Raw genomic sequence first — 19,608 nt, 5'->3', positions numbered from 1 at the left:
CAGCCACAGCCATGACCTTCAACCCGTCAAAAAGACAGTTCCTGAAGACCAGCCTCGGCACCGGCGCCGCCGCCGCGGTGCTGGCCAGCTTTCCGCCCAGCATCCGCCGCGCGCTCGCGATCGAGGCCAACAACGCCACCGGCACCATCCAGGACGTCAAGCACGTCGTGATGGTGATGCTGGAGAACCGCTCGTTCGACAATTACTTCGGCACCTTCAAGGGCGTGCGCGGCTACGGTGACCGCTTCGCGATCCCGTTGCCCAATGGCAAGAACGCGTTCTACCAGACCGATGCCAACGGCAATCTCCTGACGCCCTACCACCTGGACGAAACCCTGGGCAACGCGCAGCGCGCCGGCGGCACGCCGCACACCTGGCCCGATGCGCAGGCCGCGTGGGACCACGGCCGCATGGACCGCTGGCCGGTGGCCAAGAAGGCGCTGTCGATGGGCTACTACGATGACGCCGAGATCCCGTTCCAGCGCGCGCTGGCCGACGCCTTCACGCTGTGCGATGCCTACCACTGCGCGATGCACACCGGCACCATCCCCAACCGCCTGTTCTACTGGACCGGCAGCAACGGTCCCACCGGCGACAACGTCGCGGTGATGATCAATGAGTTCAACGCGGGCGCCGATGTTGGTCCCTCCACCGAAGGCTGGACCTGGAAGACCTACGCCGACCGCCTGCAGGCCGCGGGCGTGGGCTGGAAGGTCTACCAGAACGTGCCGGACAACTATGGCTGCAACCAGATGATGAGTTTCCGGCACTGGCGCGCCGAGATGGAGAAGATGCCCGTCGGGCGCAAGCTCTCCAACACCGCCGGCACCGGCGTCAACCCGCCCTACAACCCGGACATCGACGACCAGTACAGCCCGCTGGCCAAGGGCTTCTGCAACACCATGCCCGACGGCGGCTTCCTGCAGTCGCTGCGCGACGACGTGCTCAACGGCAAGCTGCCCGAGGTGTCGTGGATCATCCCGCCGGCCGAGTTCAGCGAGCACCCCGGCCCGTCCAGCCCGGCCAAGGGCGGCTGGTACGTGCAGGCCATCCTGGACGCGCTGACGGCATCGCCCGAGGTCTGGAGCAAGACCGTGCTGCTGATCAACTTCGACGAGAACGACGGCTTCTTCGACCATAGCCCGCCGCCGACCGCGCCGTCACGCAACCTGGACGGCACGCTGGCCGGCAAGTCGACCCTCGACGACGAGCAGATGGCCTACGAGTACTTCAACTTCCAGCCCGCCACGGCCAAGCAGCCGCCGCAGGACGGCAAGCCCTTCGGCCCCGGCCCGCGCGTGCCGATGTGGGTGGTGTCGCCGTGGAGCCGCGGCGGCTGGGTCAACTCTGAAGTGTTCGACCACACCTCGGTGCTGCGCTTCCTGGAGGCGCGCTTCGGCGTGATGGAGCCGCAGATCAGCGCCTACCGTCGTGCCATCTGCGGCGACCTGACCAGCGCCTTCAACTTCGCCACGCCCAACACCGAGACCCTGCCCACGCTGGCGGGGCGCACCACCCGTGCCGACGCCACCAGCCTGACCGCCTGGCAGCAGACCCAGCCGGCGATCCCGGTGCCGGCCACGCCCGCGCTGCCGGAGCAGGACACCGGCACGCGTCCGTCGCGCAAGCTGCCATATGAACTGCACACCAGTGCACGCGTCGACGCCGCATCCAGGGCAGTCCGCCTGCTGTTCGCCAACGCCAGCACCAACCAGGCCGGCGCGCTGTTCCACGTCTATGACAAGCTGCACCTCGACCGCATTCCGCGCCGCTACGTGGTCGAAGCCGGCAAGACGCTGGACGATGCGTGGGACATCAATGCCGACGGCGGCAAGTACGACCTGTGGGTGCTCGGGCCCAACGGCTATCACCGCGCCTTCTCCGGCGACATCAACGAAGCGGTGACCACGTCCACCGAAATCCAGGTCTGCTACAACCCGTGCAAGAAGCCCACGATCCAGGTGAAGCTGCATAACGACAGCGACGCCGACGTGACCTTCACCGTCACGGCACTGGCCTACCGCGACGACGGCCCGTGGACGCAAACCGTGAAGCGCGGCAAGGTGGAAATGCTGGAATGGCCGGTGGCCGACAGCGGCAACTGGTACGACTTCGTCGTGACCTGCGAGGCCAGTCCGTCGTTCGCGCGGCGCTTTGCGGGGCGGATGGAGACCGGCGAGGACGCGGTCAGCGATCCGGAGATGGGAGTGGTTTGATGCGGCACGCCCCGGGGCTCGCGTTGAGCCCAGGGGCAGATTGTGCGACGCAAGTCGCGTAAGCGTGGCCGGCGCCCTGCCGGCTACGCCTTGCGCCAGACCGGCGACGCCGAGATCGCTACCTTGCGCGGCAGGATCTGCTGCGCGGTGAAGGCATCGGCGATGCGCTGCTGCTCGGCCAGCGCGGCGGCGTCGACCGTGCGCACCGCATAGCTGCGCCGCGCGTTCGCGGCTTCCACGGTGGCCGCATCCAGGCCGATCAGCGGCGCGTGCCAGCGCGCTGCCTCGGCCGGATTGCGCTTGACCCAGTCGCCCGCGTCGCGCAACGCATCGAACACCACCTCGAGCACCTCGGCATGCGCGCGCGCGAACGGCGTCGCCGCCAGGTAGAAGCGCCGATAGCTGGCCAGCCCCTCGCCATCGCGCAGCACACGCGCATTGGCCTGGCGCTGCACCGCGGCCAGGAACGGGTCCCAGATCACCCATGCCGCCACGCTGCCGCGCTCGAACGCCGCGCGGGCGTCGGCCGGGCTCAGGTATGCCGGTTCGATATCGCGGATCGACAGACCCGCGCGCGCCAGCGCTTCCAGCACCAGGTAGTGCGCGCCTGCGCCCTTGGCAAATGCCACCCGCTGCCCCTTGAGCTGCGCCACCTCACGGATCGGCGAGTCGCCACGCACGACAATGGCCTGTGCCTGCGGCGAAGGCGTCTCGCTGGCGTAGTAGGTCAGCGCGGCACCCGCGGCCAGCGCAAACGGCGGCACCGCATCGGCCACGTCGGCGCTCAGGTCGATATTGCCGAGGTTCAGCGCTTCAAGCAGCGGCAAGCCCGAGGTGAATTCGTACCACTGCACCGTCACCCCCTTGGGCGCCAGCGCCTTCTCCAGCGTCTGCCGCGACTTCAGCAGGATCATCAGCGTGGAGGACTTCTGGTAGCCGATGCGCAGCGCGGTCTGTCCTTGCCCCCAGCTGACGCCTGGCAGCACACTGGCGGCAGCCGCGGCGCCCGCTGCCGTCAGAAGCAGGCGGCGGCGTGAGTCATGGGTCGGGTTCATAGCGGTGTTCCGGGATTTCACTGGAGCGCCAGCTTAGACATGGGCCCGCACAAAGCCAACGAAGATTGTCGCGGATGCTTATGCGCCGGCCGCGCGGATCACCGCGGGCCGGCGTTATCATCCGGCATTCCTGCGCAACTACCGAACGGAAAGCCATGAACCTGTCTGCCGGCATCCCCATCCTCCGGATCTTCTCGGTCGACAAGGCCAAGGAGTTCTACCTCGACTTCCTCGGCTTCACGCTCGACTGGGAGCATCGGTATGAAGAGGGACTTCCGCTGTACGCGCAGGTCAGGCGCAGCGGCCTGACGCTGCACCTGAGCGAGCACCATGGCGACGCCACGCCCGGATCGGCGGTATTCGTGACGGTGGAGGATATCGATGCGCTGCAGCGGGAGCTGTCGGCCAAGGACTATCCGTACGCGAGGCCCGGTGTGGAGGATGTGGGCTGGGGGCGGATGCTGCAGGTGGCCGATCCGTTCGGGAACCGGCTGCGGTTTTGCGAGGTGGCGGAGGATTAGGTCAGCACTGGCAGGCGCCTTCCTGCCAAGACCGGCCCGCTCAGTTACGCTTGACCAGCGGCGCCGGGAACCACTCCCCGGACAGGACCGGCTGGTCCGCCCCATAGAGCCGGAACGTCAGGTGGTAGTTCTTTCCCTTGGGCGTGGGCAGCCAGTTGCCGTCAGGCGCATCCTTCGGCCTGGCAGGCGCGAAGTACAGCGTCAGCGAACCGTCCTCGCCATAGCTCAGCCTGGACTGCTTGTTGATCAGGAACCGGTTCTTCGCATTCGGGATCACGCGGAAGTTTTTGGCATCTACCGCAATCACCGACCAGAAGTATTTGACGTGGCGGGCGGGCAGCTCGTCCTTCGGGAAGGTGATGGTGTAGGTATTGCCGCCGTCGAGCTTGGTGCCGGTCCCGTCTGCATCCGTCTTGAAATAGACGACCTCATCGGTGCTGTTGGCCCAGATCCCGCCCAGGTTGATGCGGGTGCGGGTGTGGTAGTCGCTGCCGTACTTGCCGATGGTAGCGGGCCGGTTCCAGCCGTTCCTGATGGTACCTGCGGTGGAGAACGACTGTAAGAACGCCGGCAGCGTCTTCTCGCGGATGACCTTGTCCACCCGCGCGCGTTCGGCGGGGCTGCTGGCCACCGCGGCACTCACCGCGCGCACCTTGGCCTGGATGGGCTCCATGCCCGGATTGATGTCCGGCTCCGAGCCAAGCGCAACGGCTGCCGAGTCAAAGGCTTCAACGCCGGGGAGCTTGTCATTGCTGAAGGCGGGCGTGGCAGGTACCGGGGCAATCGTCGCCGTGCCAGTGATCCGTGTCGTGATCTGATGCTGCAGGGCAATGGCCTGCTTCTTGTCTGCGCCGATTTCCACCCGGGCCAGCACCCGTGCGGTCTTGCCCGGCAGGTCGATGCGCCTGGCATTGGGCGAAAGTGCCGCACTGGCACCCTTCAGGCACATCGCGAATTCGCCGCCTGGATGGTCCGGATAGGTGCGTTCGTTGATATTGGCGACGGTTTCGCCCCAGCCGTTCAGGAACTGAATGGTGTAGTAGCGCCCCTTGATGGCCGGCACGCTGAAGACCGTGCAGGTCTTTTCGTCGACCGCAACCCAGGCCTCGCTGTAGGCGACATCCAGGTTGGGGTTGGCCCACGACACACCGCCGACGTCGCGATGAATGATCCGGTTCCACTGGAAACCTTCCTTCCGGAAGTCGATTTGCTGCTGGCGCAGGACAAGCAGCCGGCCCAGCAGGTAGACGTAGGCATCGTTGATGTCCTGTTCCGACACCGCGGCCGTCGCGGAGCCCGACGAGACAGCCGACGCCGCAGCCAACGCCGCGGCCGACGGGCTATGGCATCCGGCGAGGCCCGCCAACATGGAAACGGCCAGCATGGAGGCAGCGACAGCGCGGTTTGAGATAGACATGGGGCCCTCTCTTTCCAGTATCGCGATTTGCGGTCGCTAGACTGTCGCTGAGAGGTCGAAAAAAGTGAACTAAATAAATTCTTCAGGTGATCTGAATAAAATCGATCCGGACACTTCTTTCGCCCCGGAAATGCCTGAGTGGGACCACCGCCGCAGGCAGACCCACCAATCCATGCTGTCAGGCAGCACAAAGCCATTGGAACAACAGGGCATGCAGCTGCGACGGCTCCAGTGGCTTGTGCAGGACCAGGTAGCCTTCGCGCTCGGCCTGCTGGAGCGCCTCGGAATCGAACTCGCCGCTGACCATGGCGCCGCTTGCGTCCGGGCAGCGTTCGAACAGCGCCTTGAGCACCTCGAAGCCGCTCTCGCCGGAGCGCAGGCGCTGGTCGCACAGGATCGCCTGGGGCTGCAGGCCGGCATCGACCAGTGCCAGGGCTTCCTGCCCCGACGCCGCGCACGCCGCCTGCACGCCCCAGGCCTCCATCAGGCTGGTCCACGCGGCGGTCACCAGCGGGTCGTCCTCGACGACCAGGCAGACGCCCTGCAGCAGGGTGGAGGCCGACAGGCCATCGGGCTCGTAGACCGGCTCGATCGCCGCCGGCGCCAGCGGCTTCGCTTCGGGAAAGCGCAGCCAGAACCTGGAGCCGCGGCGCTCCACCGAGTCCAGCCCGTAGGTGGCGCCCATCAGCGTGGCGCAGCGCGCCACCACGGCAAGGCCCAGGCCATGGCCCGCGCTGTCGATGCGCCACGCATGTTCGTTGCGATAGAACGGCGAGTAGACCCGCCCCTTCTCTTCGATCGCGATCCCCACGCCGGTGTCCCAGACCTCCAGCAGCCAGTGGCTGCCGCGCCGCCGCGCGGACACCAGCACCCCGCCGCGCTTGGTATAGCGCAGCGCGTTGTGCACCAGGTTGACCAAGGACTGGCGCAGCAGTGCGGGATCGGCCAGCACCGCGGCGGCGCCTGCGGGCAGGCGCACGCGCAGGTCCAGGCCGCGGCTGCGCGCCTCTTCCCGGAACAGCGACGCCACCTCTTCGACCAAGGGCGCAAATGCCACGGCGGTATTGCGCGGGCTGGCAATGCCGCCTTCGATCCGGGACAGATCGAGCAGTGAGTTGAACATCAGGTGCACCGAGCGCACGCTGCGCCGCAGGTCGTCCAGCGGCGGGATCAGGGCCGGGTCGCGGTTGCGCCGCGCAATGGCTTCGATCAGGAAGCCCATGGCATGCACGGGCTGGCGCAGGTCGTGGCTGGCGGTGGTGAGAAACAGGTTCTTGGCATGCAGGGCTTTCTCGGCCTCTTCCTTGGCCAGCCGGTAGCGCTCGGCCAGGCGGATGCCGTCATCCTCCATCCGTACCTGCTGCCGGAAGAACTGGTTGGCGATCAGCGCGTGCCGGTAGATGGCCAGCGCATACAGCAACGCGAGCGGCAGCACGAACGGCCAGTGCTCGGGGAAGCTGCGCGGGGTGTTGACGATCTGCAAAGTCCAGCAGGCAACGAAGAAGCGCTGGAATACACCGAGGATCGGCGTCTGGTGCGTGGCATTGGCCGCCACGATGGCGGCGATGCTGATATACAGCAGCAGCTTGAAGTCAAAGCCCCCCAGGCTGGCCGTCAGGACCGCGGCCAGCGACAGGCAGAAACCGTGCACCAGCGCCACGCGCTGCACAAACGGCAGCCAGCGCCGGACCAGGGCGTCATCGTCTTCCCGCTCTTGCTTGTAGCGCCGGAAGCGCAATTGCATCCACACCGCCGCGGCGCCATACCCCAGTGTCCAGGCCAGCAGCGCGCCGCCGTCCAGCTTCTGGACATACAGCCAGATGACGAAAGGCACCCCTACGAACGGAATCGCATTGACGCTGAACACCAGGCGCCCGAACGTCATGTCCAGCAGCCGCGCACGCGCGCGCGGGCTGATGCCGGCATCCGCATCCGGGCGCGACAAGCCAAGCAGCCGGGCGAGGGCCTTCTTCAAGATTCCAGCCTGCGCCCGTGCAGCAGGGCGATGGCCTCGATCCGGTTGCGCACGCCAAGCTTGCCGAGGATCGCGGTGACGTGCTCCTTGACGGTCTGCTCCGACACCGACAGGGTCAGGGCGATGCGCTTGTTCGGCAGGCCGCGCAGCATCATGCCAAGCACCTCGGCCTGGCGCGCCGTCAGGCCCAGTTCGCTGGGCTCCAGCGGCAACTCGCGCCGCGCCGACGGCGGCCCTGCCTGCTGGAACCAGCGCCGGCCCTGGCGCAGCGACGCTACCGCGGTGGCGAACACCTCCGGGGGCTCGTTCTTCAGGATAAAGCCGTGCGCGCCGGCCTCGCGCGCCTTGATGCAAACGCGCGCATCGTCGTCGGCGCTCATCACCAGCAGCTTGCAGGCGGGCAGGCGCGCCGCGGCTTCGCGCAGCAACCCGACCGCGGTGCCGTCCGGCAGCCAGAAATCCACCACCAGCAGCGCCGGGCATCCCTCCCGTTCCGTCAGCGCCGCGCATTCCCGCGCATCGGCTGCATGCAAGGCAGCGTCAAACCCGCAATGCGCCGCAAGGTAGCCGGCAATGCCGCGCGCCATCAACGGGTGGTCATCCACCACGATGGCATAGTTGCGGCACGCGCTGGCGTCGATGTTGGCGCCGCTATTGTTCTCTGCGGCGCCTTGACTTCTTGTCATGAGTTTCCCACCCCGGTTCGCGCGTATGGACTTGTCGATTGGTCTCGTCGCCTGGTCAGGTGGATTGTATTACCTTGACTGCACATGGGCACGCCGGCGCCGGGGCAAGCCCCGGCGCCTGGCGCTTACAGGCCGAACAGGCTGCGCGTATCGCAGAGGAAGCCGGTGCAGCTGGCCGGTTCGAAGTAGAAGTCCCGGATGGTGCCGCTCGGCAACCCGTAGGCGCCCATCAGGCTAGAGCCCTTCTGCCCTTCGGCGTTGGCCTGGGCCAGGAAGCCCGCGCTGGTCTGCTGCGACGCGAAGTCGTAGAAGCGGAAGGTGCTGGACTGCGACAGGTCCTTCTCGTAGAGGTTGACCTGCGTGCCGCCGCTGACGAACGGCACCTTGAAGCGATAGCCGCGCGCACCCTGCGTGTTGATCTGGGCGACGACATCGCCGTCGCTGGCCGGATTCGACAGGACCTCATAGCCATAGCGGGCGCTGCCCTGCAGGTCCTTGCGGAAGATGGCCACGGTGCTGCTCACGCCGAACGGGCCCAGGTACGCCGGAACCGCCAGGTAGTAGCCGTCTGCGCCCAGCGGGTTGGCCTGGTTCTGGACAAAGGCCGACAGGCTGGCATTGGTGTCCACCACCATGACCTTGTACGAGAAAGTCGACGACGACCCGTTGTCCTTGCGCATCAGCGCATAAATCTGGCCGCCCACCATGTAGGGCCCGCCCCAGACGAAGCCGCGCGCGCCATGGCTGTTCAGCCAGGCCTCGTACGCCGTGGCCCACGCCTGGACATCGGCGCCGCCCGGTTCCTGCGGCAGTTCATAGGTATAGGTCGTCTGCGCGTCCTTGACGTAGACCCCCTTCTGCTCGGAACCTGCCGGGTTCCCGAGGAAATAGAAGCCGCTGACGAAACGGAAGCCACGTGCACCCTGGCCATTCAGCTGGGTCAGGAACTCGGCGCTGATCCCGGTCACGGGCGTATCCTCGAACATCACCGTCCGCGTTGCGGTGCTGCCGCCGGTGCCGCCAGTGCCGCTGGTATTGCCGCTGTTGCCAGTGCCGCCCGACGAGCCGCTGCCGCCGTTGTCGTCACCGCCCCCGCCGCAAGCGGCCAGGGCCACGCAGAGGACTGCGCTCAGGACTTTCAGGCGATGCAGTCTGGTCTTCATGTGTTCCCCTTTGAAATCGCGTTCCACAGGGGGACTGATGTTGCATCGGAATGCCTGCGATTGGCACCCTACCGCGGTAGGCGCGCCAGCAGCCACCTATGCGCAGGGCAATGCCTCAAATGCGGGCAGCCGCTCAAGTGCCGCGGTCAGCGCGACCAGCGCCGGATGCCGCGCCGGATCGACCGCGCCCGGCATCATGAACTGCGCGAAGGTCCAGCTGACCGCGGCGGTCAGCTCGGCCTGGCCGGTTTCCGCCTCGCCAGCCGGGACCGGACGCGTGGCGAGTTCCGCCTCCAGCAGTGCAAAGGCGCTCTCGCGCTGGGCATCGACACGGTCCAGCCACGGCTGGTGCAGCTTGCCCGCCGGCCGCTGGCTGTGCTCATAGAAGTTCTGCACCACCTTCTCGCTCGCCGCCAGCGCCAGCCCGACGATGCGCAGCGCGGCCTGCCGTGACGCGGTTTGCGCCGGCATCAGGCTGCGGCCCGCCAGCGACTCGGCATAGTCGATGATAAGCGTCGAGTCCATCAGCACGACCCCGTTGTCGCAGACCAGCGATGGCGCCTTGACCACCGGGTTGATGCCATGGAAACGCTCGAATTCACGGAAGACGGACACCGACTCATGCGTGAACGGCAACCCGAGCAGGCGCAGCGAGATCGCCGTGCGGCGGACATAAGGGGAATCAAGCATGCCAACCAGTCTCATGGTTTCACTCCGTGGTGGGATGGGTCCGGGACGGATTCCCGCCAATCATCCACCACGCCAGCCGGCCGCGCCACCGCGCGGGCGTGTAAACTGCTGGATTTTTCGAATCCGGCGCAATGTTACAAGTGCCCCGGCGCACAGGTTTCAGCGGCCCGACGCTCGTCCGCCTGCTGGCTCGCCTGACTGACGCCGATGCCCCTCCTCCTGCAAGCTCGCTCTCGAGCCAGCTGAGCCAATGGCTTGGCTGGGCGGATGCGATCGCGCTGTCATCGGCGCTGAAGGCCAATGCGCCGGCAACGCCGCCTGCCGCACGTGCTGCCGACAGCACTGAGGCACGCGAATGCGCGCGCGTGCGCGCCGCGCTGGCCGATGCCATCGTGGAAGACACCACGCTAGCCGGCAAGCGGCGCGGGCCGGCCCGGCCGTCCGCGCTGCCCGACCCCGTGGACGCGCAGGTCGACTACGCGGTCTATCGCCAGCGCTACCTCACGCTGCAACAGACCATGGAGACCTCGATCGGCGACCTGCGCGGGCGCCTGCGCGGCGCGTTGTCCGGCCACGCACCCGGCATGGCCAAGCTGGCCATGGTCGATGCCGTGATGGAGCGCGTGCTGGGCGCGCGCGAACAGAGCCTGCTGGGCGCCTTGCCGACGATGCTGGAGCCGCACTTCCAGCGCCTGCGCCAGGCCGAAGCCGCGGCGCTGGCCGAAGCCCAGGCCGCGGGACAGCCCGCAACGGCCAGGCCCGGTGCGTGGCTGGCGGTATTCCGCAAGGATATGCAGAGCGTATTGCTCGCCGAACTCGACATCCGCTGGCAGCCCCTTGAAGGCTTGCTGGCGGCGCTGCAAGACAGCTAACCAGAACATCATGACCCGATACCTTACCCATATTGTCGCTTTCCTGGCGGGCCTGGCCATCGTGTGCTGGATCGCCGCCGGCTATGCAGGCACGAACTTCCTGGCGCTGGCCGTGACGCTGCTGATCGGCGGCTGCTACCTGGCGGGGGCGTTGGAGCTGTACCGCTACCGCCAGGCCACCGCCACGCTGGCGCAGGCCGCCGCCGGATTGTCCGAAGCGCCGGCCAGCCTTGGCAGCTGGCTGGAACGGCTGCATCCCAGCCTGCGCGACAGCGCCCGCCTGCGCGTGGAAGGCGAGCGCGTCGGCCTGCCCGGGCCCGCGCTGACACCCTACCTGGTCGGCCTGCTGGTGCTGCTGGGCATGCTGGGCACGTTCCTGGGCATGGTGGCGACCCTGCGCGGCACCGGCATCGCGCTGGAGACCGCCACCGACCTGCAGGCCATCCGCGCCTCACTGGCCGCACCGGTCAAGGGCCTGGGCTTTGCGTTCGGCACCTCGGTCGCGGGCGTGGCCACGTCCGCGATGCTGGGGCTGTTGTCGGCATTGTGCCGGCGCGAGCGGATCCAGGCCGCGCAGGCGCTGGATGCCCGCATCGCCACCACGCTGCGCCCCTACTCGCGCGGCCACCAGCGTGATGAAGCGTTCCGGCTGCTGCAGCGCCAGGCCGACGTGATGCCGGCACTGGTCGAGCGCATGCAGGCCATGATGACCACGATGGCCGAACAGAACCAGGCCCTGACCGAGCGCCTGGCCGCCAGCCAGGACGCCTTCCACGGCAAGACCGAAGTGGTCTACACGCGCCTGGCGTCTTCGGTCGAGCAATCGCTGAAGGACAGCATTGCCGACAGCGCCCGTGCCGCAAGCGCAGCGATCCAGCCTGCGGTGGACGCGACCATGGCGGGCCTGGCACGCGAAACCACGGCCTTGCGCGACAACGTGACCCAAGCCGTGCAACAGCACCTGGATGGGGTATCGAGCCGCTTCGAGAGCGCCACCGCGGGCGTTGCGGATACCTGGAACCAGGCGCTGGCCGGGCATCAACGCGCGAGCGAGGCACTGGCAGCGGACCTGCGCACATCCCTCGACGGCTTTGCCCAGACCTTTGAACAACGCTCGGCCGGGCTGCTGGACAATGTCGCCACCCGGCTCGACACGGCAGCCGCCAGCGCTGCCGACGCATGGCGCGAGGCGCTGTCGCGCCAGGAGCGCACCGGCGAGAAGCTCGCCGGCGACAACCGGCAGGCCCTGACGGCCGCCGCAGCCGCGTTCGGCGAGCATGCGGCGACACTGGTGCGCACCGTGGGCGAGTCGCATGCCGGGCTGCAGACGCAGCTGGCCGCGCACGACGCGCAGCGCCTGGCGGCCTGGACCGATACGCTCGGCACCATGACGGCTGCCCTGCGCCAGGAGTGGGAGCAACTGAACGCGCATACGGTAAGCCGCCAGGACGAGATCAGCACGACGCTGGCGCAGAGCGTGCGCGAGATCTCGGCCCAGACCCAGGCGCATGCCAGCCAGACCCTCGCGGAAATCGACCGCCTTGTGCAAGCCGCTTCGGACGCGCCGAAGGCGGCCGTTGCGCTGCAGGCGGAACTGGCCTCGCGCGACGAACAGCGCTTTGCCACCTGGGCCGATACGCTCGACAGCATGACCGCAGCGCTGCGCCAGGAGTGGGAGCAACTGAACGCCCACACGGTAAGCCGCCAGGACGAGATCAGCACGACGCTGGCGCAGAGCGTGCGCGACGTCTCGGCCCAGACCCAGGCGCATGCGAGCCAGACCCTTGCGGAGATCGACCGCCTGGTGCAAGCCGCGTCGGACGCGCCGAAGGCGGCCGTTGCACTGCAGGCGGAACTGGCTGCGCGCGATGCACAGCGCTTCGCCGCCTGGACCGATACGCTCGGCTCCATGACGACTGCCCTGCGCCAGGAGTGGGAACAGCTGAACGCGCACACGGTAAGCCGCCAGGACGAGATCAGCACGACGCTGGCGCAGAGCGTGCGCGAGATCTCGGCCCAGACCCAGGCGCATGCCAACCGCACCCTCGCTGAGATCGACCGTCTGGTGCAGGCCGCAACGGACGCGCCAAAGGCGGCCATCACGCTGCAGGCCGAACTGGCTGCGCGCGATGAACAGCGCTTTGCCGGCTGGACCGATACGCTCGGCACCATCGCCGCCACGCTGCGCCAGCAGTGGGAACAGGCCAGCACGCACGCCGCCACGCGCCAGCAGGAGATCTGCGAGGCGCTGGCGCAGACCGCGCGCGCGATCTCGACCGAGACGCAGGCGCATGCCAGCACCACCCTCGCCGAAATCGACCGCCTGGTGCAAGCCGCGGCCGAGGCACCCAAGGCCGCCACCACATTGCAGGCGGAACTGGCATCGCAGGACGCGCAACGCATGGCCGCCTGGACCGACACGCTCGGCACCATGGCCGCATCGCTGCGCCAGGAATGGGAACAGACCAGCGCGCACACCGTCAGCCGCCAGCAGGAAATCTGCGAGACGCTGGCCGTCACCGCGCGCGACATGGCAGCCCAGGCGCAGGCCCAGGCCACCGGCACCATCGCCGAAGTCGCCCACCTGATGCAGGCCGCATCCGAAGCGCCCAAGGCCGCCGCGGAGGTCATCGCGGAACTGCGCGAGAAGCTCACCGACGGCATGGCGCGCGACAACGCCATGCTGGAAGAACGCAGCCGCATGCTGGAAACGCTGGGCACGCTGCTCGATGCCGTGAGCCACGCCTCCACTGAGCAGCGCAGCGCGGTCGACACCCTGGTCGCCACCACGGCGGACCTGCTGGACCGCGTCGGCACGCGCTTTACCGACAAGGTCGAATCCGAAACCGGCAAGCTCACCGACATCGCCGCGCAGGTCACCGGCAGCGCGGTCGAAGTCGCGAGCCTGGGCGAGGCCTTTGGCGTGGCGGTGCAGCTGTTCAGCGAATCCAACGGCAAGCTGATCGACCACCTGCAGCGCATCGAGGCCGCGCTGGACAAGTCGATGACGCGCAGCGACGAGCAACTGGCCTACTACGTGGCGCAGGCGCGCGAAGTCGTCGACCTGAGCATGCTGTCGCAAAAGCAGATCCTTGAGGACCTGCAGCAGCGCGCCGGCCAGCAAGCGCCCAGCGCAGAGGCGGCATGAGAGAGGACCTTGACGCCGGCGTCGAGCCGACCGTTCCCGCGTGGGCCGTCTTTGGCGACCTGATGTCGGTGCTGCTGGGCGCGTTCGTGCTGGTCCTGCTGGGGGTCATCGGCGTGCAGATGGAACTGTCAGCCAGGCTGGAAGCCGAGGTGAAGCAGCGGCAGGAGGAAGCACAGCGCCGCGAGACGCTGGAAAAGGCACTGGCAGGGCCGCTGGCGGCCGGCCGCGTGACGCTGGTGAACGGCCGCATCGGCATCAGCGGCAACGTGCTGTTTGCGCTCAACTCAGACCAGCTGCAACCTGACGGCCGCGATCTGCTGAAAAGCCTGGCGCAGCCGTTGTCGGCCTACCTGCGCAGCCGCGACGAGATCCTGATGGTGAGCGGGTTTACCGACGACCAGCAGGTGCGCGAAGGCAACCGCCGCTTTGCCGACAACTGGGAGCTGTCGGCGCAGCGCGCCCTGACCGTGACCCGCACCCTGATCGATGCCGGCATCCCGCCCACCTCAGTGTTCTCGGCCGCCTTCGGTTCGCAGCAGCCGGTGACACCGAATGCCGATGCCGAGGGCCGCGCAAAGAACCGGCGCGTCGAGATCTCGCCGGTGCCGCGCGTGACCGCAGGCACGGTGAAGGCACATGGCTAGCCTCGACGTGGCAGCCGATATCCGCGCGCAACTGGACGCCTGGCAGGCCAGCGGCGCCGACTATGCCGATCCCGTGCGCTTCCGCCTGATGCAAGCGCTGGCCCGCCGCGCCGCCGCACACAGTGGCGCGGTGCGGAGCTTGCTGGATGAGCGCCTGCGTGGCCTGGCCGCCGCGTATGCAGCCATCGTGCAGCGGTACACAGTTCAGGACAGCGATGTTGCCGATGGTACCGCGCCGCCCACGCCAACAGCCGGCCCGGCAGCCAGCGCGCTTGGCGCACTCGTGCACGACATCACCGCGCGCGCCAGGCCCGCCCTCGCGGTTGCCTCAAACGATGCACGATCGCCCACGCCGGTGCCGGCAACCGCACCCCAGTCCGACGCGCCGCTGGTCGATGCCCTGGCCGACTACTTCCGCGAGACTTGGGCCAGGGTCAGCGTCGAGCAGCACTTCCGCCTGTCGCTGGAGCGCGTGCCGGAGAATGCCGGGCCGCTCAATACCGACCATCTCGTGCATCGTTCGCTGTCCCTGATGCGCGAGACGTCGCCGGAATACCTGCGGCATTTCCTGTCCTATGTCGAGGGCATGGCCTGGCTGGAGCAGTTGGGCGCGGCGGCAGCGGCCGAAAAAGAAGCGGCGCGCGCCGCCGCGGCCAAAAAGAGCGTGCGCGGCAAGGCTCGCAAATAGCAGTCCGGCCCGCGCCTCAGCGCAGCCGCCCCACCACCTTGCCGAAGGCCCCGCGTTCCAGGTGGTCGAGCGCCGCGGGCAAGTCCCCGAACCCATACTCGCTCTCGATCACCGGACGCAGCGCCAGCCAGTCCACGGCACGCACCAGGTCCTGCAGCGCGCGCCGGTGCGACACGCCGATCCCCTGCACGGTCACGCGGCCATGCAGGACCGGATAAGACGCTGGCGCGCAGCTCATCCCCCTGAAGATTGCCGATCACCGAGATCCGGCCGCCCTGCGCCAGCGCGGCAAGCGACCGGCCGAAGTTGTCTCCGCCAGCCAGTTCCAGCACATGGTCGGCACCGCCGCCGCCGGTCAGCTCGCGCACGGCAGCCGGCCAGTCAGCGGTGCGGCCGCGATGGACGCCATGCGCCGCGCCCAGCTCCTGCACGCGCGCCAGCTTGTCGTCGCTGCCTGACACCACGATCACGCGCGCGCCCTGTGCGCGGGCGATCTGCACCGCAAACAGGGCCACGCCGCCGGTGCCGATCACCACGACGGTGTCGCCGGGCCGCGTCACCGTGGCCTCGGCCAGGGCTTGCCAGGCCGTCAGGCCGGCGCAGGTCAGCGTACTGGCCTGCGCGGCGTCCAGGCCAGCCCGTTTCCTGCCGAACAAGCTGAGGGTGACGATCGATTTGCTGGTGGAAGCGATTCCCGGGGTGCTGGCGCTGGATTGAAGCCGGCGGCGCCAGCCGCCCGCTATCCCTTCACCGCAAACCCGTACAGCGCTGCCGCGTTGCGCCACCGGAGCGCAGCGGACAAGGCCGCGCCGGCCGCTTCGCTGTCACCGGGCGCCCCTTGCCCCGGCCATGCGGCAAGCATCCGGCACTCGTCGACCCGAGCCGGCGCCTCGTGGTTGGTCCATGGCCAGTCGCTGCCCCACAGCAGCCGGTCAGCTCCCACGACTTCGTGCCATCGCTGCGCAAACCTGGTCCAGTCCTGAGGGGATGCAAGCCGGTACGGCGCGCTGATCTTCACCCAGACCTGGCGGCGCGCGCGCACGGCAGTCGCAACGTCGAAGATCGTGTCCTCGGCTCCCTCTGCACCAGGCCGGCCGAAGTGGTCAAGCACGACCGGCGCGCCGGCATCGCCAAGGGCCGCGTCAAGCTGCGCCAGCACCATGGCGCCATCACCGTTGCGGGTATGGAGTTCGACATGCCAGCCGAGCCCGGCGATCCTGGCGAACAGCCCGCGCCACGGCGCGGTGGAAATGCGCTGCCAGTCCGGATCGCCATACAGGTTCAGGCGGATGCCCCGCACGCCGGCCGCGTGCAACGTAGCCAGTTCCGCATCCGTTACCTCAGGGCCGACCACCGCGACGCCGCGCAAGCGCCCGGGCATGGCCTGCAGCGCGGCCAGCAGCGCCGCATTGTCGGTGCCGAGAAAACTGGTCTGCACCACCACCCCATACAGATCCCCCAATCCGGCAAGCCGGGCGTGCCAGTCCTTCAGGTCAGCGGCATAGGGCGGCCGGTAGCGGGCCGATGGCGCGGCCACTCCGGCATCGAACACGTGGAAGTGGGTATCCACCAGCGGCAAAGCGCGCTTGCTCATCAGTCAGCCCCTCCGTGGCGCGGCTCAGTGGCGCGGGTATATCCGGATATGGCATCCGAACCCGCGTCAGTATTCTAGTCCTCTAGAGGACATCGACATCAATTTAGCACGGGTTCGGCATGCCAGACAACGCGCTGCTCCAGACTACAACCACCGCCGCGGGCCTGAGCCGCTACGGCCAGATCGCGGCGGAACTGCAGGCAAATATTGTTTCGGGCGCGTGGGCGCCCGGCAGCGCCATCCCTGCGGAAGGCGCGCTGGCCAAGGAGTTCGGCATTGCGCTGGGCACCATCCGGCAGGCCATCGCCGTGCTGGTCCAGCAGGGCCTGCTGGAGCGCGTGCAGGGCAAGGGCACCTTCGTGCGCAAGGGGCTCAACGGGGCCAGCCTGATGCGGTTTTTCCGCTTCGGCGGCGCCGATGGCGCGCCGGCGGTGCCGCGCTCGGAAATCCTGTCGTGCCGCACCGTGCGCCTGGACAAGGCCATGGCAACCCGCTTCGGGCTGCCGACCGGTGCGCGCGGGCTGGCGATCTCGCGCCGCCGCTGGCTGGAGGACACGCCCCGGCTGCTGGAATCGATCTGGCTGCCGCTGCCGCGCTGCGAAGCCCTGCAGCAACTCCCTGCGGCGCAGTGGGGCGACCTGCTCTACCCGCTGCTGGGCAGCGCCTGCGGCATCACGGTCCATCGCGCCGTTGACGAAGTGACCTTCCGCACGCTGGCAGCAGACGAGGCAGCGTTGCTGGACTTGCCGGATGCGCATCCGTGCGCGGTCGTGACCCGGCATGCCTTCGACCTGGGCGGCAACTGCATCGAATACCGGCTGACGCGGGGCGACGCCTTTGCCTTTCGCTATACCGCGGACGTCCGCTGACGGACCGCACCCGAGGAGACAGACCCATGCACGCACGCCACGCGATCGCCGCCACGGTCGCTGCCCTGATCGCCACCACCACGCTGGCGCAGGCCGCCGACACCGCCGCGGCCTGGCCGGCACGGCCCATCACGATCGTGGTGACGTATCCGCCGGGCGGCGGCGCGGACCTGATGGCACGGCTGATCGCGCCGGGTCTCGGGCGCGAGCTGGGCCAGACCGTCGTCGTCGAGAACCGCCCGGGTGCCGGCGGGCAGATCGGTGCCGCCTATGTCGCCAAGGCGGCACCGGACGGCTACACCATGATGGTCGATGCCTCCTCTTATGCGGTGAATCCCAGCCTCTATCCGCGCCTGCCCTACGATCCGGACAAGGCCTTCCGGCCGGTCGGCGTGCTGGCGCGCTATCCCAACGTGCTGGTGGCCACGGCGGGCTTTCCCGCCAGCAAGGTCAGCGACGTCCTGGCCATGGCCAGGCAAAAGCCGGGCTCGGTCGCCTTTGCGTCCTCGGGCAATGGCTCGGCGCAGCATCTGGCCGGCGTGCTGTTCGAGCAGCGCGCGGGGGTCGACCTATTGCATGTGCCCTACAAGGGCGGCGGCCCCGCCATGACCGATGTCATCGCCGGCCAGGTGCCGCTGTTCTTTGCCAACGTCGCTTCGAGCCTGCAGCACATCAAGGCCGGCAAGCTGAAGCCGCTGGCGGTGACCAGCCATGCCCGCACCCAGGCATTGCCGTCCGTGCCCACCATGCAGGAAGCCGGCGTGGCGAGCTACGAGGTCTATGAATGGAACGCGGCCTTCCTGCCCGCCGCAACGCCGGACCCGATCGCAGCGAAGCTCGCTGACGCCCTGCAGAAAGTCATGACCAGCCCCGAGATCCGGCAACGCGTGGCCGAGCTGGGCGGCGAGATCGTCGCTGCGCCGCCAGCACAGGCACGGCAATTCATCGACGGGCAGGCCCGGCTGTGGGCCAAGGTCATCCGGGACGGCAACATCAAGCCCGAATAGCACCAACTGGCACCGACTCTGCCCCACCACGGCCCAGCTACAGAACTTTCAGGAGAAATGCATGACCCCGATAAATCCCCTTCGCCGCCATCTGCTCAAGACCACCGCCGCACTGGGCGCGTGCGCGCTGGCGCCAACGCTGGCGCGTGCCCAGGCCTGGCCGGCCAAGCCGATCCGGCTGGTGGTGCCGTTCGCGCCGGGCGGCAGCTCGGAGATCGTGGCCCGCTCCACCGCGGCGGAGCTGACCAAGCTGCTAGGCGTGTCAGTCTTCGTCGAGAACAAGCCCGGCGCGGCCGGCAATATCGCCATGGGCGAAGTCGCGCGCGCCGATGACAACCACACGCTGATCCTCGGCCATATCGGCACGCTGGCGGTCAATCCGTTTATCTTCCCGAAGCTGCCCTATGACCCCGTCAAGGACTTCCGCGCGATCTCGCTGCTGTCCAAGGTGCCGAGCCTGTACGTGGTCCACCCGGACGTCCCCGCGAAGAACCTGAAGGAGTTCGTGGCGTTGGCCAAGAGCAAGCCCGGCAAGCTGAACTACGGTTCGGCCGGCAACGGCAGCGCCGGCCATCTGGCCTTTGAATACCTGAAGGCCGCGACCGGCACCTTCATCACCCATGTGCCGTATCGCGGCAGCGGTCCGCAGATCACTGACCTGCTGTCGGGGCGGTTGGACGCAGCCGCGGTCGGCGCGCCGGCGATCATCCAGTTCATCAAGGCCGGCAAGGTGCGCTGCATCGCCACCGGCACGACCCAGCGCATTCCCCAGCTGCCCGACGTGCCAACGGTTGCCGAACAAGGCTATCCCGGCTTCGAAATGACGCAGTGGTATGGCCTGCTGGCACCGGCATCTCTGCCCCAGGCGGCCGCCGACAAGCTGGCGGACGCCACCGTGAAAGCAGTGAAGAGCAAGTCGTCGGTCGAGCGCCTGAGCGCGGATGCGGCGATTGTGGTGGGCGACACGCCGGCCGAGTTCTCGCGCTTTATCGCGCAGGAGCAGCAGCGCTGGAAGCCCATCATTGCGCGCGCGGGAATCAAGCCGGATTGAACGCAAGGGGAT

16 protein-coding genes and 1 pseudogene are annotated in these 19,608 nt (G+C 68.2%); 9 read left to right on the top strand and 8 right to left on the bottom strand.

The window, feature by feature from the left end; genetic code table 11:
- The first annotated feature begins 11 nt into the window (after positions 1-11).
- Complete coding sequence (locus AC3WVS_RS24325) at positions 12-2,216, top strand: phosphocholine-specific phospholipase C (RefSeq protein WP_492320656.1); 2,205 nt, start codon at positions 12-14, stop codon at positions 2,214-2,216.
- Positions 2,217-2,299: 83 nt separating this feature from the next.
- Here AC3WVS_RS24325 and AC3WVS_RS24320 read toward each other — a convergent pair whose 3' ends face one another.
- Entirely contained in the window at positions 2,300-3,271 is a 972-nt protein-coding gene (locus AC3WVS_RS24320) for an aliphatic sulfonate ABC transporter substrate-binding protein (RefSeq protein ID WP_492320655.1), read from the bottom strand.
- A gap of 155 nt (positions 3,272-3,426) precedes the next feature.
- On the opposite strand from AC3WVS_RS24320, the gene AC3WVS_RS24315 reads away from it, so the two are divergent.
- Entirely contained in the window at positions 3,427-3,792 is a 366-nt protein-coding gene (locus AC3WVS_RS24315) for a glyoxalase superfamily protein (RefSeq protein WP_492320654.1), read from the top strand.
- Positions 3,793-3,832: 40 nt separating this feature from the next.
- Here the strand turns inward: AC3WVS_RS24315 and AC3WVS_RS24310 are convergent, their stop codons facing one another.
- The 5 genes from AC3WVS_RS24310 to AC3WVS_RS24290 all read right to left on the bottom strand — a co-directional run bounded on the left by AC3WVS_RS24310 (position 3,833) and on the right by AC3WVS_RS24290 (position 9,738).
- Positions 3,833-5,209, bottom strand: a complete 1,377-nt coding sequence (locus tag AC3WVS_RS24310; RefSeq protein ID WP_492320653.1) for a DUF1214 domain-containing protein — start codon at positions 5,207-5,209, stop codon at positions 3,833-3,835.
- A gap of 178 nt (positions 5,210-5,387) precedes the next feature.
- The gene (locus AC3WVS_RS24305) at positions 5,388-7,184 is read right to left on the bottom strand and encodes an ATP-binding response regulator (protein WP_492320652.1); all 1,797 of its coding nucleotides are present in this window, start codon (positions 7,182-7,184) and stop codon (positions 5,388-5,390) included.
- Positions 7,181-7,870 (bottom strand): LuxR C-terminal-related transcriptional regulator, encoded by a 690-nt coding sequence (locus AC3WVS_RS24300; RefSeq protein ID WP_492320651.1) that lies wholly within the window; start codon positions 7,868-7,870, stop codon positions 7,181-7,183. Before AC3WVS_RS24300 ends, AC3WVS_RS24305 begins: the two co-directional genes overlap by 4 nt.
- Before the next feature lie 125 nt (positions 7,871-7,995).
- Positions 7,996-9,033, bottom strand: a complete 1,038-nt coding sequence (locus tag AC3WVS_RS24295) for a hypothetical protein (protein ID WP_492320650.1) — start codon at positions 9,031-9,033, stop codon at positions 7,996-7,998.
- A 96-nt stretch (positions 9,034-9,129) separates the two neighbouring features.
- Positions 9,130-9,738, bottom strand: a complete 609-nt coding sequence (locus tag AC3WVS_RS24290; protein ID WP_492320649.1) for a glutathione S-transferase family protein — start codon at positions 9,736-9,738, stop codon at positions 9,130-9,132.
- Positions 9,739-9,854: 116 nt separating this feature from the next.
- On the opposite strand from AC3WVS_RS24290, the gene AC3WVS_RS24285 reads away from it, so the two are divergent.
- Genes AC3WVS_RS24285 through AC3WVS_RS24270 form a run of 4 tightly spaced genes read left to right on the top strand, consistent with a single transcriptional unit; the run spans position 9,855 to position 15,075 of the window.
- Positions 9,855-10,595 (top strand): DUF3348 domain-containing protein, encoded by a 741-nt coding sequence (locus tag AC3WVS_RS24285; RefSeq protein WP_492320648.1) that lies wholly within the window; start codon positions 9,855-9,857, stop codon positions 10,593-10,595.
- Between the two features lie 10 nt (positions 10,596-10,605).
- A complete protein-coding gene (locus AC3WVS_RS24280; RefSeq protein ID WP_492320647.1) occupies positions 10,606-13,743 on the top strand; it encodes a DUF802 domain-containing protein in 3,138 nt (1,045 codons plus the stop codon).
- The gene (locus AC3WVS_RS24275) at positions 13,740-14,387 is read left to right on the top strand and encodes an OmpA family protein (protein WP_492320646.1); all 648 of its coding nucleotides are present in this window, start codon (positions 13,740-13,742) and stop codon (positions 14,385-14,387) included. The genes AC3WVS_RS24280 and AC3WVS_RS24275 overlap by 4 nt, the downstream gene beginning before the upstream one ends.
- The gene (locus AC3WVS_RS24270; RefSeq protein ID WP_492320645.1) at positions 14,380-15,075 is read left to right on the top strand and encodes a DUF2894 domain-containing protein; all 696 of its coding nucleotides are present in this window, start codon (positions 14,380-14,382) and stop codon (positions 15,073-15,075) included. The genes AC3WVS_RS24275 and AC3WVS_RS24270 overlap by 8 nt, the downstream gene beginning before the upstream one ends.
- A gap of 16 nt (positions 15,076-15,091) precedes the next feature.
- On the opposite strand, the pseudogene AC3WVS_RS24265 reads toward AC3WVS_RS24270, so the two are convergent.
- Together AC3WVS_RS24265 and AC3WVS_RS24260 are read right to left on the bottom strand one after the other, a co-directional pair.
- Positions 15,092-15,707, bottom strand: a pseudogene (locus tag AC3WVS_RS24265) (zinc-dependent alcohol dehydrogenase family protein); the annotation flags it as partial.
- Between the two features lie 107 nt (positions 15,708-15,814).
- Positions 15,815-16,669: an amidohydrolase family protein gene (locus AC3WVS_RS24260; protein WP_492320644.1), complete on the bottom strand. Its 855-nt coding sequence runs from the start codon at positions 16,667-16,669 to the stop codon at positions 15,815-15,817.
- A 119-nt stretch (positions 16,670-16,788) separates the two neighbouring features.
- Here AC3WVS_RS24260 and AC3WVS_RS24255 point away from each other — a divergent pair, with 119 nt between their 5' ends.
- The 3 genes from AC3WVS_RS24255 to AC3WVS_RS24245 all read left to right on the top strand — a co-directional run bounded on the left by AC3WVS_RS24255 (position 16,789) and on the right by AC3WVS_RS24245 (position 19,596).
- Entirely contained in the window at positions 16,789-17,538 is a 750-nt protein-coding gene (locus AC3WVS_RS24255) for a GntR family transcriptional regulator (RefSeq protein ID WP_492320643.1), read from the top strand.
- A gap of 26 nt (positions 17,539-17,564) precedes the next feature.
- On the top strand, positions 17,565-18,545 hold the full coding sequence (locus tag AC3WVS_RS24250) for a tripartite tricarboxylate transporter substrate binding protein (protein WP_492320642.1): 981 nt from the start codon (positions 17,565-17,567) through the stop codon (positions 18,543-18,545).
- A 61-nt stretch (positions 18,546-18,606) separates the two neighbouring features.
- On the top strand, positions 18,607-19,596 hold the full coding sequence (locus AC3WVS_RS24245) for a Bug family tripartite tricarboxylate transporter substrate binding protein (RefSeq protein WP_492320641.1): 990 nt from the start codon (positions 18,607-18,609) through the stop codon (positions 19,594-19,596).
- Positions 19,597-19,608: the final 12 nt, after the last annotated feature.

Source organism: Cupriavidus sp. CPT47-8839-RL05A, from assembly GCF_058792255.1.
The sequence above is the reverse complement of the archived record's forward strand: the minus strand, read 5'-3'. Positions and strand labels throughout refer to the sequence as shown.

Excerpts from the sequence above, each read along its gene's own strand:
- AC3WVS_RS24290 (WP_492320649.1), bottom strand. The coding sequence starts at position 9,738 with ATGAGACTGGTTGGCATGCTTGATTCCCCTTATGTCCGCCGCACGGCG.
- AC3WVS_RS24270 (WP_492320645.1), top strand. The coding sequence starts at position 14,380 with ATGGCTAGCCTCGACGTGGCAGCCGATATCCGCGCGCAACTGGACGCC.
- AC3WVS_RS24280 (WP_492320647.1), top strand. The coding sequence starts at position 10,606 with ATGACCCGATACCTTACCCATATTGTCGCTTTCCTGGCGGGCCTGGCC.
- AC3WVS_RS24300 (WP_492320651.1), bottom strand. The coding sequence starts at position 7,870 with ATGACAAGAAGTCAAGGCGCCGCAGAGAACAATAGCGGCGCCAACATC.
- AC3WVS_RS24310 (WP_492320653.1), bottom strand. The coding sequence starts at position 5,209 with ATGTCTATCTCAAACCGCGCTGTCGCTGCCTCCATGCTGGCCGTTTCC.
- AC3WVS_RS24255 (WP_492320643.1), top strand. The coding sequence starts at position 16,789 with ATGCCAGACAACGCGCTGCTCCAGACTACAACCACCGCCGCGGGCCTG.
- AC3WVS_RS24260 (WP_492320644.1), bottom strand. The coding sequence starts at position 16,669 with ATGAGCAAGCGCGCTTTGCCGCTGGTGGATACCCACTTCCACGTGTTC.
- AC3WVS_RS24315 (WP_492320654.1), top strand. The coding sequence starts at position 3,427 with ATGAACCTGTCTGCCGGCATCCCCATCCTCCGGATCTTCTCGGTCGAC.
- AC3WVS_RS24320 (WP_492320655.1), bottom strand. The coding sequence starts at position 3,271 with ATGAACCCGACCCATGACTCACGCCGCCGCCTGCTTCTGACGGCAGCG.
- AC3WVS_RS24325 (WP_492320656.1), top strand. The coding sequence starts at position 12 with ATGACCTTCAACCCGTCAAAAAGACAGTTCCTGAAGACCAGCCTCGGC.
- AC3WVS_RS24250 (WP_492320642.1), top strand. The coding sequence starts at position 17,565 with ATGCACGCACGCCACGCGATCGCCGCCACGGTCGCTGCCCTGATCGCC.
- AC3WVS_RS24295 (WP_492320650.1), bottom strand. The coding sequence starts at position 9,033 with ATGAAGACCAGACTGCATCGCCTGAAAGTCCTGAGCGCAGTCCTCTGC.
- AC3WVS_RS24245 (WP_492320641.1), top strand. The coding sequence starts at position 18,607 with ATGACCCCGATAAATCCCCTTCGCCGCCATCTGCTCAAGACCACCGCC.
- AC3WVS_RS24285 (WP_492320648.1), top strand. The coding sequence starts at position 9,855 with ATGTTACAAGTGCCCCGGCGCACAGGTTTCAGCGGCCCGACGCTCGTC.
- AC3WVS_RS24275 (WP_492320646.1), top strand. The coding sequence starts at position 13,740 with ATGAGAGAGGACCTTGACGCCGGCGTCGAGCCGACCGTTCCCGCGTGG.